Raw genomic sequence first — 19,649 nt, 5'->3', positions numbered from 1 at the left:
CATGGCTCTTTCACCAACGACCGCTCCCGTCGGGCAGGCCTCCCCTGCCCGACGGGCTTCGGCCGCGTTCGCGCTCACGCTACTGCTACTCCTCACCACCGCCGTACTTGGTATCGGAGTCGGCTCGCACCCGCTCCCAGCACGCACGGTCCTCACGGCGCTTGTGTCGTACGACCCCGGAAACAACGAACATCTCATCGTCGTGCAATCCCGCTTGCCGCGCATCCTCCTCGGAATCAGTGTCGGCGCCGCGCTCGGCCTTGCTGGCGCGCTCATGCAATCGGTCACCCGAAATCCGCTCGCTGACCCTGGCATTCTCGGCATCAACGCTGGCGCCGCGCTCTGCGTCGTCATCGCTATCAGCGTCTTCGGTGTGAGCGCACCCGCGGGCTACCTCTGGTTTTCGTTCATCGGTGCGGCCCTCGCTGCCGTGGTGGTCTATGCGCTGGGATCCGCGCGCGGAAGCGCAGCAACCCCAGTACGCATCGCCCTCGCGGGAACCGCAGTGAGCATTGTGATTGGCTCGCTCACGCAGGTTGTGATGCTCAGCGACGAAACCGCGTTCAACTCTTTCAGGTTCTGGGCCATCGGCTCGCTCCAGGGACGCGGGTTCGATGTCTTGTTCACCGTGCTGCCGTTCATTCTCGTCGCAGTGATATTCACGATGTTTCTCGCGGCCCCACTCAATGCCATCGCGCTTGGAGATGACGTTGCCGCGTCACTCGGCACCAGCGTCACCGGGGCGCGGATCGCGGCAGCCATCGCAGTCGTCGTCCTCGCTGGCGCCGCGACGGCTGCTGTCGGGCCCATCGGCTTCATCGGTCTCGGGGCCGCCCACATCGCTCGCTTCGCAACGGGCAATGAGCACCGACTTCTGCTCCCCCTCGCGACGCTCGTTGGCGCGACGTTGCTCGTTGTTGCTGACACGCTTGGCCGCTGGATTGTCGCTCCTGCGGAATTGCAGACCGGTATCGCCGCAGCCCTGTTCGGCGGCCCGGTCTTCATCGCACTCGTCCGTTCTCGAAAGGTGTCTGCACTGTGACTGACCTCACCGCACTCGCCCCGGTGACGGGAACGTTCATTCGTCGAAACGGATACTCCGTTCGCGTGCATCCGCGCTCCGTGTGGGTGAGCGCCATCGCGATCGCTGTCTTACTCATGCTCGTCACCGCAACCCTGGTGATCGGCACTAAGCCGCTCTCTGCAGGCGAACTCGCCACCCTCGTGAGCGGCGACGCCAAGCCCTCGCTCACTCGTTCGGTGTTCGGTCGCAGGCTCCCCCGTGTCATCACTGCTGGGGCGGTGGGCGCACTCTTAGGAATGAGTGGCGCCACGTTCCAATCGATTTCTCGGAATGCACTTGGCTCCCCCGACATCATCGGGTTCACAGCTGGCGCAGCGACAGCCGCGGTGTTCCAGATCGTCGTGCTCCGCGGCGGCCTGTTCGCCACCGCTGTCGCCTCGATCATCGGTGGAATCTTGACAGCCCTCGTTGTCTACGTATTGTCCCGACGCAACGGCACGACCGGCGGCTATCGGCTGGTGCTCGTCGGCATTGGCGTCGGTGCCGTCGTCAGCGCGTTTTCCTCGCTCCTCATCGCCCGTGCTGACGTCAGCGACGCTACCCTTGCCCAGCTGTGGGGCGCCGGATCACTCATCGGTCGAGGTTGGCCGCACGCCCTTGTCACCGTGCTCGCGGTGTGCGTGTGCCTCCCGCTGTTAAGCGTGTGCGCTCGTGGCCTCACCCTCATCGAGATGGGCGACGAGACTGCCGCTGGCCTGGGGCTCCGTGTCGAACGCACTCGGTTCTTCGCCATGCTCATTGCGGTATTGGCGGCTGCTCTCGCCACCGCAGCAGCGGGCCCCATCGCATTCATCGCGTTTGCTGCCGGCCAGATTGCGCGCCGCCTCACGCGTGCCCCCGGCCTCTTCGTCGGTCTCTCAGCCCTTATCGGGTCGCTCTTGCTTGTGGCAGCCGATCTTCTCACGCAGAACCTCAACATCGGTATGCGCACCCCCGTCGGCCTGATCACCAGCGTGCTCGGCGGCCTCTATCTGCTGTGGCTCCTCGCCCGTCGCATCTAATACAGAAACACTCTCATGATTCCTCTCGATTCCGTCGCGCTCTCTGCCGCATCACTTTCGCTCGGCTACGCAGGCGAGCCGATCATCACCAACCTGGACGTATCGATTCCCGACCACAGCTTTACGGTCATCATCGGTCCGAACGGCTGCGGGAAGTCAACGTTGTTGAAGTCACTCGCTCGCATGATCCGCCCGCTCCAGGGACACGTGTCGCTCCACGGTGAAGATATCGCGATGGTCCGTCCGAAGGCGCTCGCTCGCCGCATCGGAATGCTCACACAGCCACCACTGGCGCCCGCCGGGCTCACCGTTGGCGACCTCGTTGCGCGTGGTCGAAACCCGCACCAAACGTTGCTCCGCCAGTGGAGCGTCTCAGACGAGGAGGCGGTTTCGGCCGCACTCGCCGAGGTCAATATGACCGAGCACGCTCACCGCTTCGTCGATGAGCTCAGTGGAGGTCAACGGCAGCGCGCCTGGATTGCGATGGCGCTTGCCCAAGACACCCCGGTGTTGTTGCTCGATGAGCCCACCACTTACCTCGACGTCGCGCATCAGCTCGACGTACTCGACCTCTGCTCGCAGTTGCACGCTGGTGGCCGCACCCTGGTGGCCGTACTGCACGACCTCAACCTCGCCGCACGGTATGCCACGCACGTGATTGCCATGCGCGAGGGGCGGATCGTTGCCACCGGTTCACCAACTGAAACGATCACGCCAGAGCTACTGCACGCGGTGTTTGACCTCGAGGCCCGCGTCATTCCTGACCCGGAAACCGGCAGGCCCCTCGTGATTCCCCGTGACCGACGCGCAAGCGCGCTCGTCACGACCCCAGCGGGCAGCTGATCTGCTCGTTAACTCCCATTCGTTTCGCTTTTCAACACACAGGAGCATCAGATGAAGTCCACCGAACCGCTGCAGAAGTCAGCCGCAATTCAGTCAGAAGATCACAACCGCGGTCTCCAGCTCGACACCGCAACCGTGCGCGCAATCATCGAGGTGAGCCCGCAGCTCGCCCGCGTCGTGCTCGCCGTCCCGAACTTTGACGATGAGCCCCTGTGGCAGCGTCCGAACGCCGCTCTTCGGTTCTACTTTGACGAACGCTTCGACTCAGAGACCCGGGTCTACACGGTGCGCTCGTTCAACGTAGAAGATCGCACCGTTGATGTCGATGTGGTGCGTCACGGCAGCGCGAGCCCGATGATGCGCTGGCTCGACAGCCTCAGCATCGGCGACACCGTCGAGTTTGGCGGGCCTCGCCCACACTTTGTGTTCCCTGATTCGCAGGGACGTGAGCTCGCAATCTTTGCCGACGCGACTTCGCTCCCTGCGCTCTATGCCATTCTTGCTGCTGCAGCCGAGGACACGCAGCGTGAGCCGCTGCGGGGACGCGGCTGGGTCGCCACCGATGACGAAGTAGCCTTCGCTGAGCTGCCCAGTGTGCCAGGCATCGCCCTGACGCGGATCGCGCCAGGGCATGGCTTTGACACTCACATTGCAAGCATTCCGGCCACCACAGATGTTGTCGTGTGGGCTGCAGGCGAGCGCGACGAAATGAAGACCATTCGCTCGCACTTTAGGAAGGAACGCGGGCTTGCAAAGGGCGACGTCGCGGTCTTCGGCTACTGGAAGCGCGGTACAACGAACACCCAGATCGACGAGTTCCGACTCGCGGCTTACGAGCAGACGCTCGCAGCGGGTGGCAGCGTTGGTGATCTCGACGACCTCGCGCTCGCGATTTAGACCCTATTTGCCGGTGCGGGGTGGTGAGGCAAACTGGCCACACCACCCCGCACCGACCGAACCGAACCGAACCGAACTGACGCGGTTACTCGCCAGCGCCACCGTGTTCGGCTCGGAACACGTGCACGACGGCATTTGCGTGTCCGTGCCCCATACCTGCTGCTTTCAAAGCCGCGACCTGTGCCATGTGCTTTTCTCCGGTATGGGGAGCGAGCATTGCGAACCACTCAGTCATCGGTTTCCCGTATTTGGTCTCAATAGACGGGAAGTAAGACTTCGGTCCCTTCGCCGCTGGCGCTGAGTCTGCAGTGTTCTCGGCTGCTGCCATCGTTAGGCCTCCTCGCACGAGAACGACCACATCACGCCGTAGCGGTCAAACACCTGGCCATACCAGTCGCCCCACGGCGCCTTCTCGAACGGCATGCCGGCCTCGCCGCCACCTTCGAGGAGCGCAGAAATGAGCGCCCGCGCTTCGTCGGGAGTATCTGTTGTGTACAGCATCGAGTACGCGGTGTCGCGTACCGGATACTCGGTGCCCGGATCCATTGAGTCACCACCAGCGATCACCCCGCCGGGCAACGTGAGCGTCGCGTGTGCGACAGCATCTGCCGGCGGCTCGAACGGCATGCCTTGCAGCTGCATGTCGCCGTAACGAATGATGTTCAGCTCTCCGCCGAAGACCTCGTGCCAGTGCTGCATCGCCTCACCGGTCACGCCGTCGAGTGAAATATAGGTTGCAATTGAGTGCGCCATGGCGTCTCCCTTGACGTAGTTTTTTGTGGCTGCGCTGAGCCGTGTGCAGATCAGTATGCAGCACAAAGCTACAAGACACACAGCATTTTTGGCGAAGTTTGCGAGGTCGAGTTCCAGGCGAAACTCGCACACAGAGGCGTTGTTGCCGAGATCGATAGTTTCATGCGCAAGAAAGGGGCCGTTTCGAGAGAAACGGCCCCTTTCGCGAGGTTGAGCACTCACTGCCGAATTGAGCACTCACTGCTGAGTTGAGCGCCCACTGCGGAGTTGAGCGCTACTGCTGAGTTGGGCGCTAGCGCGCGGCGTGCCTCGGGCGTTTACGACGCGACCACAGAACGAGCGCGCCACCGCCAAGCAACGCGATCGCAGCTGCTGCTCCCCAGAACACGAGTGGTCCACCCCCCGTGTTCACGAGGCCGCCGATTCCGTCTGGCTCACTCGGCAAGACCACCGGTACGAACACGAACGGGAAGTCGAGTGACAGGTCGTTCGTCACTTCGCGCACGAGGATCCGGCCGTCCTCCCCGACGGTCACAATCTGCGCTGTGAGGGTCACCACCTTCTCACCATCGAAGCTCGCAGTGACTTCCGCTCCCTGGCTGAGTTCGTACCCAGCAGGAACCGTGGTCGTCACACGGTACTCGCGCGGCAGGAGGTAGCCCGCGGAGATCTCCGCGTAGTCGGTCGGCGACACGACGAACTCATATGAGCCGTCGACGCCACTGACTCGCGTGGAGTTTCCGTTGCGGTCCTCAACGACAACCCATTCCTCGTCAATGCGTTCCCAGAGCGTCAGCTCCTGATCCGCCATCATCCCCTCGGAAGCCTGACGCGCGCCGTCCTGGTTTGCGTCATTCCACACCACGCCGCCGATGGTGGCGAGATGCGCGTTGGTGACCAGGCCGATGTCCTTCGTCAGGTCGTCGCGCACGGTGTTCGCCACGATCGCGCCAGATGCGCCATCGGTGTCGACGATGCTGAAGGCGTCGGTGAATCCGCGGTGGAGCGATCCGCCCTCCGCACCGTCCATGGCCTCGTCGAACGCGATGTCGCTGTCGAGCGCACGATCATCGCCGATGTGTACCGGCGACCATTCCTGGTAGCCGAGTCGGTCGGTGCTGACACGGTATTCGCGCGGCTGCAAGAAGCGCGGATCGGCCTCGTCGTACACCGTGGGGCTCACAGTGAAGCGGTACCGGCCGTCCGTGCCGACGGTCACGTTCATAACGCCGTTGCGATCGGTCGCGTGGCGCCATTCGCCGTCCACACGCTCCCACAGGGTGACAGTATTGCCACCCTGGTCGGCTTCGTCGGCGTCCTGAATTCCGTCGGCGTTCGCATCGTTCCACACCCGACCACCGATGGTGATTGCGGGCTCGATGAGACCGAGATCGACGTCCTCGTGGGTGATGGCCTCGCGGGTGTCAACCGGCAACAGGTGTCCCTCTGCGAGCTCGCCGAGCACGTAGACATCAGACACCGCGGTCACGGTTGCTGCACCATCGCGCACGGTCTCAGCGAAGTCGCTGTCGATCGCGTCAGCACCGTCTCCGGTACCGGCATTCTGCGCAGTCAGCTGCAGCCACAGCGGAATCTCAGTGATCACCACCCGGTACTGGTTGAGCACACCACGGTCCTCATGGTGGATCGCGAGCCCCTCGAACCGGTACGCGTTCACGCCGTGCTGCGAGGTGACGTCGGTCCAGGTTTCCCCGTCAACGCTCACCTGCAGCGTTGCGGTGTATCGCTCAGTAGCTCGGTCATCGCCGGTCTTCGTCCCGTCAGCGTCAGCATCGATGAACACCTCGCCAGCGATCACGCCAGTGGCGTGCGCTATGAGGCCCAAATCGACCGAGCTGGTGTCGACAGCGAGTGCTGATCCGCCCTCCATGTCCAGCAACGAAATGAGGTTCGCGCCGACGGCTCCCTCGTGCATTGTGCCGTTCAGGAAGAAGTCGGAGTCTGCCTCAGCGTCGTTGCCCGTCTGGGTGGGTGCGAAGGTGAAGCCGCGGGTGAGCTCACGTACGACGACCTGGTATCGGTATTCGATCGGGTCAGTGTCTTCGCCGCTAAACGCGGGAACGTCGGCGAAGTAGTAGTACCCGTCGGCGCCCGACACCGTGATGCGGGTGAAGCCGTCCTGCTTGACCCACTCGTCGCCCGCGCGAACGTACTGCTCAAGTTCGAGCTGCTGGCCGGCGATGCCCGGCTCATCAGCGTCCTGGATACCGTCACGGTTGAGATCGTTCCAGACCCGGTTGCCGATAACGGCGGTGTCCTGGCGTTCGGTGAAACCAACATTGATCGCATTGATCGCCGCGAAGTCAGCACCGAACAGACGCTCCAGATCGAAACTGAACGTGTTCGTCACGACCTGGCGTGCGCCGGAATCACTCTTGCGGAGGAAGCCGTCGTTGTCGTCCGTCTGGGCGAGCGGATCGTGCGTCAACAGAATCGGGGTCACCGGCATCTCGACGTCATACGTGCCGCCGGGATGCGTCGCCTGAATCGTGTAGTTCCCGCCGCGTGGCAGTGCCGTGAAGAGGTAACTACCGTCTGCCGCAGACACAGTCTCCAGCGCGTCACCGCGTGCGTCACGCACGGGCTTGCCCGAACCGTCCTTGAGTGCAACGCGGTAGCCCGCGAGACCCTGCTCGCCGGCATCACGCACACCGTTTCGGTTCGCGTCGTTCCAGATGACACCACCGAAGTCAGCAAGCTGGCCAACACCGAGGTCGAAGCCCATACGAATCTTGTCGACGCTCTCGGTGGTGATCTCCTGCGCTGAGGTGATCGCGACAAGCGCTTCCTTGGCGTTGGCCGCCGGGATGCTCGCTGCGAAGCCGGGCTCGTAAACGGTCACGCCTGCGCCAGAGATGAGTTCTTTGGTCGTGACCGAGAACCGGTCGTAGGCCGCAGGGAATTCAAACATCACGCGGTAGCTGCCAGGCGTGATGTTCGAGAACACGTAGTAGCCAGCGTTACCGTGAATGTCGGATCGCGTGGTCGTCACGAGCGGGCCGTCAGACGGGGTCGTCTGACCGAGATCATCCGTGATGACCTTGCCAGTTTCGTCGTTCACGACAGTCCACTCGCCCCCCTGCCTCGCAACGGAGTTGCCTGCGTAATCTACGAGGCGTCCGTTCGGCGAGAGCAGCGTGACCTTCACCCCGTTGATACCGGGGTCATCAACCGTGCCATCGAAGTTGATGTCCTTCGAAGGCTGCAGCAGTTCGCGACCGTTGTCATCAGTGATGATCGTGCCCTCGTCCTGCTTCGCGTTGTAGTTCACGTCGTGCCAGACGTAGTTACCGATCGAGACTGAGGCCTTTCGCTCGGTCACGTAGGTGCCGGCCTTGTTCGATTCCTGCGGCTTGAAGCCAGTCTTGCGCTGGGTACCGACGAAGGAGTTCCACTGGCCGACATCTGCAGGCTTCGCCTCGGGCTGCCAGGTCTCGATGTACGCCGGAGCGTTCAGCGGCGAGCGCATGTCGTAGCTGAGCTTGAGCTTGCTCTGGCCCGGCAGCGACGCGTCCTTGGTGTTGAACAGGGTGAGCAGCGTCTGCGCCTCGCCAAGCAACGCGGGATCAGCGGCAACCGCCGCCGTGAACTGAGCGAGCGTCACGAAGTGCGCGTCACGTACCGCCGAAGCAGCGCCGGGTACGCCGAGTGAATCGTAGAACGCCTCGGTGCCGACCGTGGTGCTCTCGAGCATGTCAGCGGCAACGACCTTGCCGCCCTGCATCTTGAACGGGCCAACGTAGACGGTGTACTCGGAGACCGGGTACACCCCGCCGCCGTCGCCCTCGCGGCGCAGCGTCATGCTGGTGAGGTCGAGTTCAGAGGAGCCCATCGATTCACGCGAGGTCGCCGCGTTCATGATCGAGGTGTCCCCCGCGAACGGGAGCACGTCGTACATGATCGGATACGGGTACGCGGTAGATCCGCCCGGCTCCTTGGTGTTATCCATTGCAAGCTCGTAGGTGAGCGTACCGCCCTCGCGCACGGGAGTGCTCTGAGGCCAGACCGTTCCCGCGCGGTTGAGGTCTGAGTAGGCAACCTTGCGCTTGCCGAAGTTGTCGTACGTCTCGTACTCGAACAGCACGCGCTCGGCAAACACCAGGCGCTCATTAAAGAGCTTGTTCGCGTCGAGGTCGTAGCGGTCAGTCATGTAGCCCAGGCGGTTGCCGCTGTTCTGCGCAGAGTTCAACGGCTGCACGAGACCGGTGCTGTTCGTGACGTAGACCTTCGACTTCAGGTCGTCAGACTTCGCACCGGGAGTGTAGGCGTCGATCTTGCCGATGAAATCGACCACGACCTTATCGCCGGGGAAAACGGTGCCGTCGAACCACACGGTGACGACGTTGCGGTCCATACCCGGCCAGGAGCCCGTGTGGATCTTCGTGTGCTTGATGTGTGAGTCAGCGCTCGCCTCGGTGCCATCCGCGTGAACGAGCTTCCACGTCCACAGGTAGGCATCGTTGTCAGTGAGACCGTACCGCGAGCGGTGATCATCGCTCAGCGGATGCGAAGCGGTGATCTGATCGTTGGGCACATAGGTGAAGTCGTCGCCGACCGTCATGACCGACGGCAGTTCGAACGACACCGTCGGATTGATGAGGGTGTCTTCAGCGTAGGTGTTTCCCTCGGTATCGGGGTTCCACATCGACTCGTCGGCGTTCACTATCTCACCGCGGAACTTCAGGTGCGGCGAAACATCCGGCTTAATCGCGGTGTTCTCTGACCAGCCATAGCGTTCCTCGGTTGGCTTCGTTGAGTCCGACCGGTAGTAGGTTGCGTCGTGATAGACGTTGACTACGGGGCGCGACGGCGTCAGGTATGCCCGTGCTTCGCTGTTGTCGAGCTGCAAGCGTGCGTTGGCTACGTAGTTGCCCCACATCTGCACGGTGTCGTAGATGAAGATCGTTGCCTTGCGCTCCGAAGCAGCGCGCAGACCGATCCGCATCGCGTTGTCAGTGACGCTCGTCGGGTACTCAGTGATGCTCTGATTCTCGGGGTCGGTCTCAGTAACTTCCTGACTGCCGTCGGTTGCGGGATCCGCATCGATGGCGAGCCTGGTGCCCTTCGGGACGAGGAAATCAGGGTCGAGAGAACGCACAATCACGCGGATCTTGCGTTTCCCAAGCCGATCAGCCGCGGGCACCTTGAATTCAGTATTGGCGCGGATCGAGCTCGTGCCGAGCGACTTCCACGTGCCAGCTTCATACCCGGCCTCGGCGAGCTCGTTCGAGACCAACACCTCAGTCTCGAAGACATCGTCGATGCTCTTGCCAGCTTCTGCAAGGAGTTCGGTGGTTTCCGCAGGAATCTCCCACAAACCCGTCGAGACGTAGAGCAACGTGTTGTTCACGGGTTCGGTACTCAGCGAGTTCGTCGGGTCGTTCGACTCGTTCGTCGGCAGGGTGTGCTCGAACGCGAATTCCTTGAGGCCAGAGCCCGTGTTCTTCGCGTGCGTCACGATGTATTCGATCGTGTCAGACGAGTTGAAGTACGGGTCGCCGGTGCGACCATTCGAATACTCGAGGCGGGGACGGGTGGTGTTCACGCGTACCTCACCACGCGGCTTGATGATCTCAATGCGCGCGGGGTTGTGCGCGAACGTCGTCTCCAGCTTGTCGTCGTTGTCGTAATCGACGAGGCCCTCGTGCTCAGCGACGCGCGTCTCGTAGGTCATCGAGGCTGCGTTCTGGACGATGAAATCGCCCTCGCGCTGGTCGCCAGCGATGAGTGAGGTGTCATCGGTGATGAGCGAGACGTACGAGTCGATCTTGAGTGCGTCGCCGTGCCAGGTCGGCTCCTCATTCGGAGTCGTGTCCTCGTAGCCGTCAACCAGCCGCAGCTTGTGTCGCACGGTGATCGAGGCGCCCGATGCGAGCTTGCCGCTCGTCCCGATCGCGTTCGGCGGTGTCGTTACGCGCCACTGGATGAGCTGACGGTCGTTGTTGCCAGCTGCAGCACGTTCGTCTGAGGTGAGCATCTTGACCGCGTAGCCAAGCTTCTCGTATTCCGCGGGAGCGAGCACCTTGTCGTCAACGACGAGCATGGGGTCGCCGATCCGCTCTGCGAAGGCTGAGACGTACGCGCTCAGCACGAACCGTGAATTGTGGACGTCGCCAGAACCGGTGATCATCTCGTACGGGTTCTCACTCGTCGCAGCGCGGTTCGTGATCTCTTGCGAGAGCCAGAAATCGCCAGCTGCGTCGACGAGCTGAGTCTCGACGAACTCACCGTCCTTCGTGAGACCAGTCTTCGTGCTGTTCACGATCGTTGGCCGGCGCAGCACCATGCGGGTGCCGCCATACGCGCCAGCGTTCACCTCCGACGTCGGCACCTCAACGGGAATCAGGCGTGCGGCTTCGACGTCCCAGGATCCGCCGGAGTGCAGCGAAATCTTGTCGTTCTGCAGGAAGGTTTTCGTCGCCGAAATTAGGCGCTCGGTGATCTTGATAACACCGAGGTTGTTGGCCTTGCCGTTCGTCGGGGTGTGCAACCACTCACTCGTGGAGTCGAGGCGGTCACGGTCGGCGGGAGCGCCGGTCGGCACCGATCCGGTCGGCTTTGCAGCGACCACTACGGGCTTGAACGAGGGGCGCTCGCTGTGTGCGAGAGTGAGAATCTGCTGGTACTTGGTGTCGTCAGCAGACGCGACCTCAGGAGATGCGTCGTCAGCCGCGGCAGGCGCCGGGCCATCGATGGTCTTCACCCGCGGCGAGACCGTCAACGACTGACCGAACTTCACCGCGTGCAGCGCGGCCTGTGCCGCTGCAGTGCGTTTCGCAGTGAAGTGCAGCACGAATCGTTCGCCCTCGTTGCTCGCGACGCGCTCGACCTTCACAGTGAGGTGCTCGCTCACATCAGCGACCTGCGTCGAAGACTTGTAGGTCACGTCGTTGATTGCGGCGGTGAATACGATGTCCTGCTGATCATCGACCTTGCCGGTGTACCGGGCGGGTTGACCGTCGGCGAGCATTGGCACGATGCCGTAGGGCAGCGAGACCGTAACGGTCGGGTCGAACCAGGTGCCACGGGCACCACCCGTGGTCTGCGGCTGATGCTTCCACTTGTCTTCGGTGTACCCGCTCGTGAAGTAGGCGGGGTCAGTTTCAACCTGCTGGTTCTCGACGGTCGAGTGCACGGTGAATTCTTCGTACAGCTCGGCGGTGAAGTTCTGCAGGGTCTTGTCAAAGGACGAGGCACCGCCTGTTGCCGAGTCGGCGTCCTTTTCGGTGTTGTTCCACACACGCAACGTCGGTGCACGCATTGCGAGGCGATCGCCGTTCACGATGGCAGGCTTACCATCGAGCTCGGTCGTCGTGCCCTGCGAGTTGATGCCGCTGATGTACATGCCCCACGGTTCAAGCGCGAGGTACGTCGAATAGGAATAGTTCGACCACAGAAGGTCGACGACGTCGATACCCTGCTGCATGCCGTCGTTCGGGAACTTCAGGGGGTTCCAGATATCAGGCGCACGATGGTAACCACCGTACGAGCTGTCGTAGACCTCAAGATAGGGCTCCTCATCGACCGTAGTGACGGTGAGCTGGTCGTACCAGGTGAACTTGCCGTCGACGAGCTGCGACGACTCGTGCTCAACGCGCACGCGCAGGTCGACGTACTGGTACTTCGACTGCATGGTCGACGTCGACGCGTTGAACATGCCACCGAGTTCACCGGTCACCTGCACGCGGACCACATACGGCACTACCTCATCGCGGGTCGTCTCTGCGTAGCTGCCAGCCTCCTGTTGCTGGGCGGGGGCGCGATAGCCGTGGTCGCGACGCGGTGACTGCACGACGTCAACCGTCACTCGGTCAGCGTCAATTGCGGAGCCGGTGCCGTCATACGCGGTCACGCCGAGCAGTTCGCCATGACCGTCGTAGGGCGAGATGCCCTCTGGCAGCACCTCGAGGTACTCGATACCGCTCTCGATGCTGCGGTCGCCGAGGTTTGCCGCGTGCAACCGCACGGTCAACTGCTCGTGGAGTTCAACCGCATAGGTGTAGTCGTCGTACGCGTACTCCGTGATGTTATTGTCTGGTTTCCGGAGCGAGCCGTCGAACTCGTAGAAGTTCGCCGCGTCTACGCCGCTTGCTTTCCGCTGCACGTCGGGCAGCATCTCACTCGCGCCGTACAGCCAGGCACGGTTGAGCTGCAGATTGTCTTGAGCCCAGAGCACGCGCTCGCCGTGACGTACGCTGCCGTCATTGACGCGCGAGACGCCAACATATGCGAAGTTATCGTCAGCTTCGCCACCAGTCGCAGCTTCGTAGAGCGGGTTCGTGTATGTGGTGGCGACGCGCTCTTGCATGAATGCTTTGTGGCTCATCGAGCTGTTCGCAGAGGAGTCATAGTAGGTGTCGAGCGTGCCGCTGCTGCTTGCCGGATGCCTGCGCTCGGTGTTGCTGCCAGGCTGCCACGCGAACGAGGTCGACAGGAATTCGGTCGCCGTCATCTCATCGCTGCGGGTGCCAGTGATACCGGCATCGTGGAGCAACGCAGCCATATCCATGTTGGTCTGGTGCATGTTGCTCGCGACGGGGGTGTTTCCGCTGTACCAACTCATAAGCGGTGCAAAGACGGCGTGCCCGTCCTTGTAGGTCGCCACCGGCAGATCATTCTCGCGGATCGTGCCCGCATACATGATCTCAATCCGCTCGCCACGGCCCAGCTTCGTGGGGAACGTGTAGGTCACCAGCTGGAAATCGATCTTCGCCGCGGGGTTCTTCGCAGTGAGTCCCGAGGCGTCATTCGGTTCCGTCGAGGAGAGCAGACCGTACGTATCGTTGTGGCGATTGTTTGCGAAGGTCTGCGATCCGCCCACGTCAAGACCCGTGACGGTTTCGACGGTGACGGCGGGGAGATCCGCCCCCGAAATCAGCTTGCCAGCGCGGTCGTACCGGTTGATCGTGAGCTTGCCAGCCGCGATTGCGGCCGCAGCATCGAGCGTGCCGCCGGTAATGAACGCGTCAAGATCGCTCGTGATGTACTCGGGAATCTTGTCGTACATGATTGGCTCGAGCAGGGGTGCCTTGCCGAATCCGGTGTTGGTTGCCGCGGGGGTGTCTGCGTTGCGGGCTGTGAGCTTCAGGTGGACGTCGTCACCGGGCAGGTACGAGGTCTTGCCGAGCTGTGCAGCAGATACATCGGTGTACTCGGCGGCAGCCTCGTCAGCGGTGTCGAACGACTGCAGGTTCAACTCGACGACCGGAATCGCCTTGTAGATCGTCTGCTGGTCAGTCGCGGTAACTGCGTAGCTCGCGACGGCGGGATTCTCCGGCTGCGCGCCATCGTGGTGCGTGAGCGTGAGGACGGCCGACGAAGCGATGACCGAGCTCTTGGTCGCCGCTCCCCCGGTCGCCTGCCAGTGGCCAGTGCCGGTGATGGTGAAATCAGGCAATTGGAACTCTGCACCGGCTTCGTCGCGAGCCGGCAAGATGCCGTAGTCAACGCGCAGTTCATTGATTCCTGCGAGCGAGTGCTCATTCTTGTCGTATGCCACCCACTGGCCATTGACGCGGATCAGTACCTGCGGCGCATCGAACTCACCGACGAACCCTTCGGGGTAGGTCGGAGTGGGCAGTTCGGTGAGCGTGAATCCGCGGGCGCGCGAATCGAGCGTGATATCGAGCGTCGCGTTCGTATTGCTGTGCACGATCTTGTTACTGATCTTCGACAACGAGAGCATCATGCCCGTGCCCGAGAGGCTTTCCTCTGTGAAAGCAGACTTCAGCGTGAGCCCCGTCGGGTTCGCGTAGGTCGTCATGCCGTAGGTGCGTGCGAGGTACTCGTTGGTCTTATCGCCGTCGTAATCACCCGTGACCGAGGAGTTACCGGTGATACCGTCACCCGTCACGCCGGTCACCACGTAGTTCTGCAGGTGATGCTGGTAGCCGGGGCGTGCATAGGAGTATGGGTAGACGGTCTGCTTCTGGGTCGCGCCCAGCTCTTTGGCGGGATCTTTGGCGTAGTCGTTCACGGCGACGTACTTCACGAGCACGAACACCGATTCCTGCGCCGCTACCGTGACGCCTGAGAAGGTCACGTCGGTACGCTTCTTCGCGGTCTTGTCGGTCACGGTGAACTGGTCTGCTGCCACATTGACCGGTGTGCGGCCCGCCGCCGCGATGACGCCGTCGAGGGTCTCCGAGTCACCGGGCTGCACGACCGTAACCTCGGCAATATCGAGGCCCTGCGGCGCAGTGAAGTGCGCGGCAGGGTCAGCTACCGGAGTACTGCCGTTCCCCGCCGTTGAGGCGTTGCGCAGTTCGTACAGCACCTTCGCGGTGTCACCCACCACCATGTTGTTGGCCGCGATCGGACCGTCAGTATCAGCGTCGAACAGGTAGTTCGCGGATCCCGTGGCCTGTGACAGGTCGTCGTTCAGGTGCATGCCGAGCAGTTGCAGGCTACTCACGCGGTTGTGGAGCACGGGCGCCGCCGACGTCGTCTTTGAGAGCGTGGGGGTCATACCCGAGTTGCTGCCGCCCGCGTTGACCGTGAAGCGCTGCGGGCTCTTCATGTCAGTCACGTGCACGCGGAACGAGGTGTAGGCGTAGTTTCCTGCGTCGAGCTTGGTGCCTTCTGCACGGAACGAGGGCTTCGAGTTCCAGTCATGACCGGCTGCAGTCTCGTCGACCCAGATTCCCGTCAGGAAGGCGTAGCTGCCGTCGATCATGCGCGCCGACAGCGTCGGGTCGGTTTCGCGAGCGAAGGAACCCCACATGCGGGTCTCATCAGTCGCCGCGGCAAAATCAATGCTGATGTTGCTGATTGCGAGCTGCAGGAGGTCTGACTTGCCGCCGAAGGTGACCGGGACAGTCTTCATCGTCAGCAGCGCAGCTTCGTCACCCTGCGCCTCGAACAGCGCAACGAGGTCGAGCTCGTATCGATGAGTGTCGGGGTTCAGGCTGAACCGGTCGAGCGGAATCTCAACGGGCTTGCCGCTCGGCTGCGTGATCTTCACGCTCGCCGTGCGCCAGTCTGCGTCGAAAATCGCCGCAGGAATCTCAAGCTGCTGCGAGCGGAATGACGCGTCAGGCACGATGTTCATCGTGAAACTCGTCACGTCTGCCTGAGCCGAGTTCGCCATGCCCATGTGCACGGTGCTCGTCGTCGGAGTGATGCCGTCGGTTTCGTAGTCGTAAACCGAGAGCGCATCAAAGGTCATGTCGAGCGTGCCGCCAAGCGTTGGCGTCGCGCCGAGCAGCGTCGCCTTCGTCTCGTCCATCTTGGTTCGAGCAGTACCGTTCGACTCCCGGTACAGCGCCGTCGTGCCAACCAGTGCCTTATTGCCATTAACGACACCGCCGACCTTGACGTCGATCTCCTTGAGGTCTGCGCCGAGGCTGTCCCCTGCGCCTCCCTGCAGTTCGGCCGTCGTATCGCCGATGCCTGCGATCTTCTCGAAGCTCGCCTCAAACGTCTTGGGGTACGTGGCTGTGACGCCAGCTGAAATTGCAAAGGTCGTGTCGTTGACACGGTGAATACCCGCCGGCTGCGAGTTGTCATAGACCAGCTTGAGCTGCGGCTGCGCGAGGATCTCCTTGCGCAGGTCATCGTCAACCGTGAGCGTCGCGGTCTTCTGATTGCCGAAGGTCACGCGCAGTTCGGTGAGGGAGTTCAGCAGCTTGACGTTCGGCAGCGTGATCTGCGTCGCCTCGAAGTTGTACTCTTTGTCGTCCTTCGGGCTCGCGGGGTACGTGAATTCGTATGTCAACCTGTCGTGGAACGACTCTGGGTTGTAGTGGTACAGCCACTCGTCGAACTCCGTGGCGACCGGCGTGTAGACGTCAGGGCCGTGGCCATTGTAGATGTACCACGAGGCGGTATTCACGTTCCAGACGCTCGCGAGATAGTTCGCCTCGGTGCCCATCGTGACGGTCTTCGACGCGGTCGAAGTGGAGTCTTGTGCGCCGGTGCTCGACTTCGCAAACGGGTGGCTCACGATCGAATACACCGGGTTTGCAACGTGGGTGCGCAACGTCGCCGCCGTCGTGCCGAAGGTGTCGGCAGCGGTCACCGAGGTGGGCTTCTTCGTATCCGTCGTCGTCGCATAGAAGCGGCCCATGAACTCGACCACGCGACTCGTCGTGCCTTTGAGCTCCGGCAGCGCATTCGCGTCAGCACGCGAGAAGTCAAGCGTGAAGGCGACCCGGCTCACGGGCTGGTCGGGAACGACGTCGGCAGCGAACGGCGCCTTGTAATACGTGTGCCCCTCTGCGTCGACCGTTGCAAAGGTCTCGCTCAGGTCTGTTGCCCGGGGGTCTGCTGTGGCGATCCGCCAGAACTTACCTTCGGTGGTGTTTGCTGTCCAGTCGGCGGCGGGCACGGTCTTCCAGAGGACTTCCTTGCCATCAATCGTTCGGAAGATATCGACCGACCGCAGGTAGGGCTGCAGATCGCTGCGAATCTTCATGTAGTACATGTCGAACTGCTCCGCGGGCAACTTCGTGCTCACGACCGTCGTCTGGTCGTTGTTCGTCGCTGCGGTCGTGGGGCGCGTGATCGACGCCGCAAAGCCGCCGAGCGACTTGTACCCCTGATCAAGGGTGTAGTCGGTCTTTGAACCGCACCCACTCGTCGAGCAGTACCACTGGCGATCGACCCACTGGTCGTACGAGTTGCCAGCACCGGTCGACTTCGTGACCTGGTTCAGGCCCTCGATCTTCACCGTAGTCTTCGCCTCGGGAACCGTCACCACATTGGTCTTCGATGCCGTGCGGGTTGCGGTATCGGGCGGCACCTGCCTACCGGCGAAGGATGCTTGGAGCGTCTGCGATCCGCCCATCGCCAGCGCAGAGGAATAGTCGACGACGGCAATCGTTTCTGCGCTCGCAAGGGTGAGCATCTTGCCCGAAATCACGATCTTCGCGACGTCGGTCAGTGCGAGGTCGCCGAGCGTCACCGTCGTGTCTGCGGTGGTGACTTTCTTACCGGCCGCATCGATGAAGGCGAGTTCGAGATCAGTGGCGGATCCCAACAGCGCATCGGTCAGCGCAATCTTCGTCGGCTTCGCGACGCCAGGGGCCACCGTTGGCGCGCTGAGATCCATCGTGTACTCGAACGAGGCCGCGGGAACGCCACCCGTCGACAGCTGGTACTCCGCCTGGAACGGCGCCTCGTACGGCACCTGAGTCGTGCTCTTCGTGCGGGCGTTGCCGTACACGCCGATGACATCGACGACGGGCTTGAGCACGTCCTGCGGCTTGGGCTTGACCACCGTAAAGACGGCATCACGCTGCACCGTGTGCGGCACGTCGGTGTAGACGGTGTCCTCTGCGTAGTCGTCGTTGCTCGCGTAGCGCTCGTTGTATGTCACTGCCGCGGGATCTGTAATGGTGCCAGCGGTCGGCGCGGTGCCATAGACGCGGATCGTCAACGGCAGCGTCTTGCCAGGGTTCAGGCGACCGCTCACGAACGAGAACGACAGCTCGCGATTCCAGTCGAGCGCATACAGCTTCGAGACATCGAAGGTGAGCTTGGAATGATCCGCGCCCTGCTCGGACTCCCCCAGGGTGCCGGTGAGCGTGCCGGTCTGCTCTGCGCCCTTCTTATCGGTGTAGGTGTAGGTCAGGGTGGACTTGCTGAGGTCGGGATCGGACTTTTCAGTCGGGAACTCAAGCGTGACGCTATCGGCAACGAAGCCCGGGTCGATCGTGTAGGAGAGGTCGGTGTTGAAGATCGGAGCGTTCGAGGTGTTTTTGATCGCGGAGATCTCGGTGTAGGTGCGCTGGCTTTCTTCCACGGTGGCCTTTTCGGGCGCGTGCGTGAAGGTCAGGCCATAGCGAGGCACATCAACCTCGCGCACAGCCGTGTGCGTCTTGGTCCAGTTCGCGGTCTTGGCGAAGAGCACGTTGGTGATCGCGGTGAGCTTGAAGTTCGTGGGGAGGTTCGGGAAGCCCTGGCGGCTCATCGGTAGCGAGACCATGAACTTGTGCTTCTCGCCGGGCTTCAGCCCCTGCTTCGCTGCACCGTGCTCGCGATTGATCGAGATCATGCCGGCGCCCGAGTAGGAGTACGGGATCTCCTCCGTGAGTTCGCTTTCGCCGTCCCACTCGGTGATGTCATAGATCAAGACGCCGCCCTTGCCAGGCACGCCAATAAACTCGCCCTCGGTCGCTTCGGGGTCGGTGTTCGGCTCGGTCTTACCGTCTGCGGTGTAGCTGAAGCGGTTGATATCGAACGGAATGATGCCGTTGATGTTGTCGGTCGTGTCGATGTCGAAGGTTCCCGTGTACCCCTCGATGTTCGATCCCGGGTTCGTGGAGACGTTATCTACCGTGTAGACGTAATCGAAGTACTGGTAGCGATCCCACATCGGCACCGAGGTGTCACCGTTGCCGTATGCGTACGGCTCGATCTTCGTTTCCCACTTGAGGTCGGACGAGATGATCGCAACGCGCGACTCGTCGTCGAGCTGGCCGGGGGTCTCCCACTCGCTGCCTTCGGCGCGGTCGAACATGTCATAGGAGACGAAGCCGTTGATCTCGAATGGGGTGCCCTCGGGGATGCCACCGTAGACACCGTTCGTGCCGTCGTTGTAGGTCGTCAGGAAGATATCGAACGCAGGGTTCGCGCCGCCACGCAGGTCACCGTCGTACTCGAGAACGAGCGGGCCGCCTTTGACCGTGGTGTCAGAGATGACGTTCCACTCGCCGCCGGAGCTCACGCGTCCCTGCACACCGAGCGGCGTCGGGGCTGCGTCACGCGCGACCACCTGGTACTCGCCGTCGACGTGCTCAAGCGACGGCATGAACAGCGTCACCCGCACACCGGATGCCTGGCCGGCCGAATAGTTCGGCACGAGGCGATAGTTCACCTTCACCTCGTTGCCGGTCGCCAAGATGATCGACTTCGAGGTGAGCGCACCGGGGTCACCCTCGGTGACGGTGCCGTTCAGGGTGATCGATGGGGAGGGTGCCGCCGCAGCGGCTGCGCCCGCGGAAGTTGCAACGTCCGTAAACGCCAACGCTGCGACCAACACGCTCGCAAGGACACCCGTAAGGATCTGCCTCAGCTTCACCAAACACCCCATCTTCCAGTGTGCGCGC

7 protein-coding genes are annotated in these 19,649 nt (G+C 62.3%); 4 read left to right on the top strand and 3 right to left on the bottom strand.

The genetic code is table 11. From position 1 onward, the window contains the following. Position 1: 1 nt before the first annotated feature. Genes ICL81_RS01115 through ICL81_RS01100 form a run of 4 tightly spaced genes read left to right on the top strand, consistent with a single transcriptional unit; the run spans position 2 to position 3,825 of the window. Positions 2-1,042, top strand: coding sequence for an iron ABC transporter permease (locus tag ICL81_RS01115; protein WP_188033161.1), 1,041 nt, complete (start codon positions 2-4; stop codon positions 1,040-1,042). Beyond that, the gene (locus ICL81_RS01110) at positions 1,039-2,085 is read left to right on the top strand and encodes an iron chelate uptake ABC transporter family permease subunit (RefSeq protein WP_353055379.1); all 1,047 of its coding nucleotides are present in this window, start codon (positions 1,039-1,041) and stop codon (positions 2,083-2,085) included. Before ICL81_RS01115 ends, ICL81_RS01110 begins: the two co-directional genes overlap by 4 nt. Positions 2,086-2,100: 15 nt before the next feature. Continuing rightward, positions 2,101-2,928, top strand: a complete 828-nt coding sequence (locus tag ICL81_RS01105; protein ID WP_188033160.1) for an ABC transporter ATP-binding protein — start codon at positions 2,101-2,103, stop codon at positions 2,926-2,928. A 51-nt stretch (positions 2,929-2,979) separates the two neighbouring features. Continuing rightward, positions 2,980-3,825, top strand: a complete 846-nt coding sequence (locus ICL81_RS01100) for a siderophore-interacting protein (RefSeq protein WP_188033159.1) — start codon at positions 2,980-2,982, stop codon at positions 3,823-3,825. An 85-nt stretch (positions 3,826-3,910) separates the two neighbouring features. Here ICL81_RS01100 and ICL81_RS01095 read toward each other — a convergent pair whose 3' ends face one another. The 3 genes from ICL81_RS01095 to ICL81_RS01085 all read right to left on the bottom strand — a co-directional run bounded on the left by ICL81_RS01095 (position 3,911) and on the right by ICL81_RS01085 (position 19,621). Then, positions 3,911-4,153 carry a DUF4287 domain-containing protein gene (locus ICL81_RS01095; protein WP_188033158.1) on the bottom strand — a complete coding sequence of 81 codons (243 nt, stop codon included), beginning with the start codon at positions 4,151-4,153 and terminating at the stop codon, positions 3,911-3,913. A 2-nt stretch (positions 4,154-4,155) separates the two neighbouring features. Then, entirely contained in the window at positions 4,156-4,578 is a 423-nt protein-coding gene (locus ICL81_RS01090; protein ID WP_188033157.1) for a VOC family protein, read from the bottom strand. Between the two features lie 292 nt (positions 4,579-4,870). Then, entirely contained in the window at positions 4,871-19,621 is a 14,751-nt protein-coding gene (locus tag ICL81_RS01085; RefSeq protein ID WP_353055378.1) for an SdrD B-like domain-containing protein, read from the bottom strand. Positions 19,622-19,649: the final 28 nt, after the last annotated feature.

This window comes from Leucobacter sp. cx-328, from assembly GCF_014530035.1.
GTDB lineage: Bacteria > Actinomycetota > Actinomycetes > Actinomycetales > Microbacteriaceae > Leucobacter.
The sequence above is the reverse complement of the archived record's forward strand: the minus strand, read 5'-3'. Positions and strand labels throughout refer to the sequence as shown.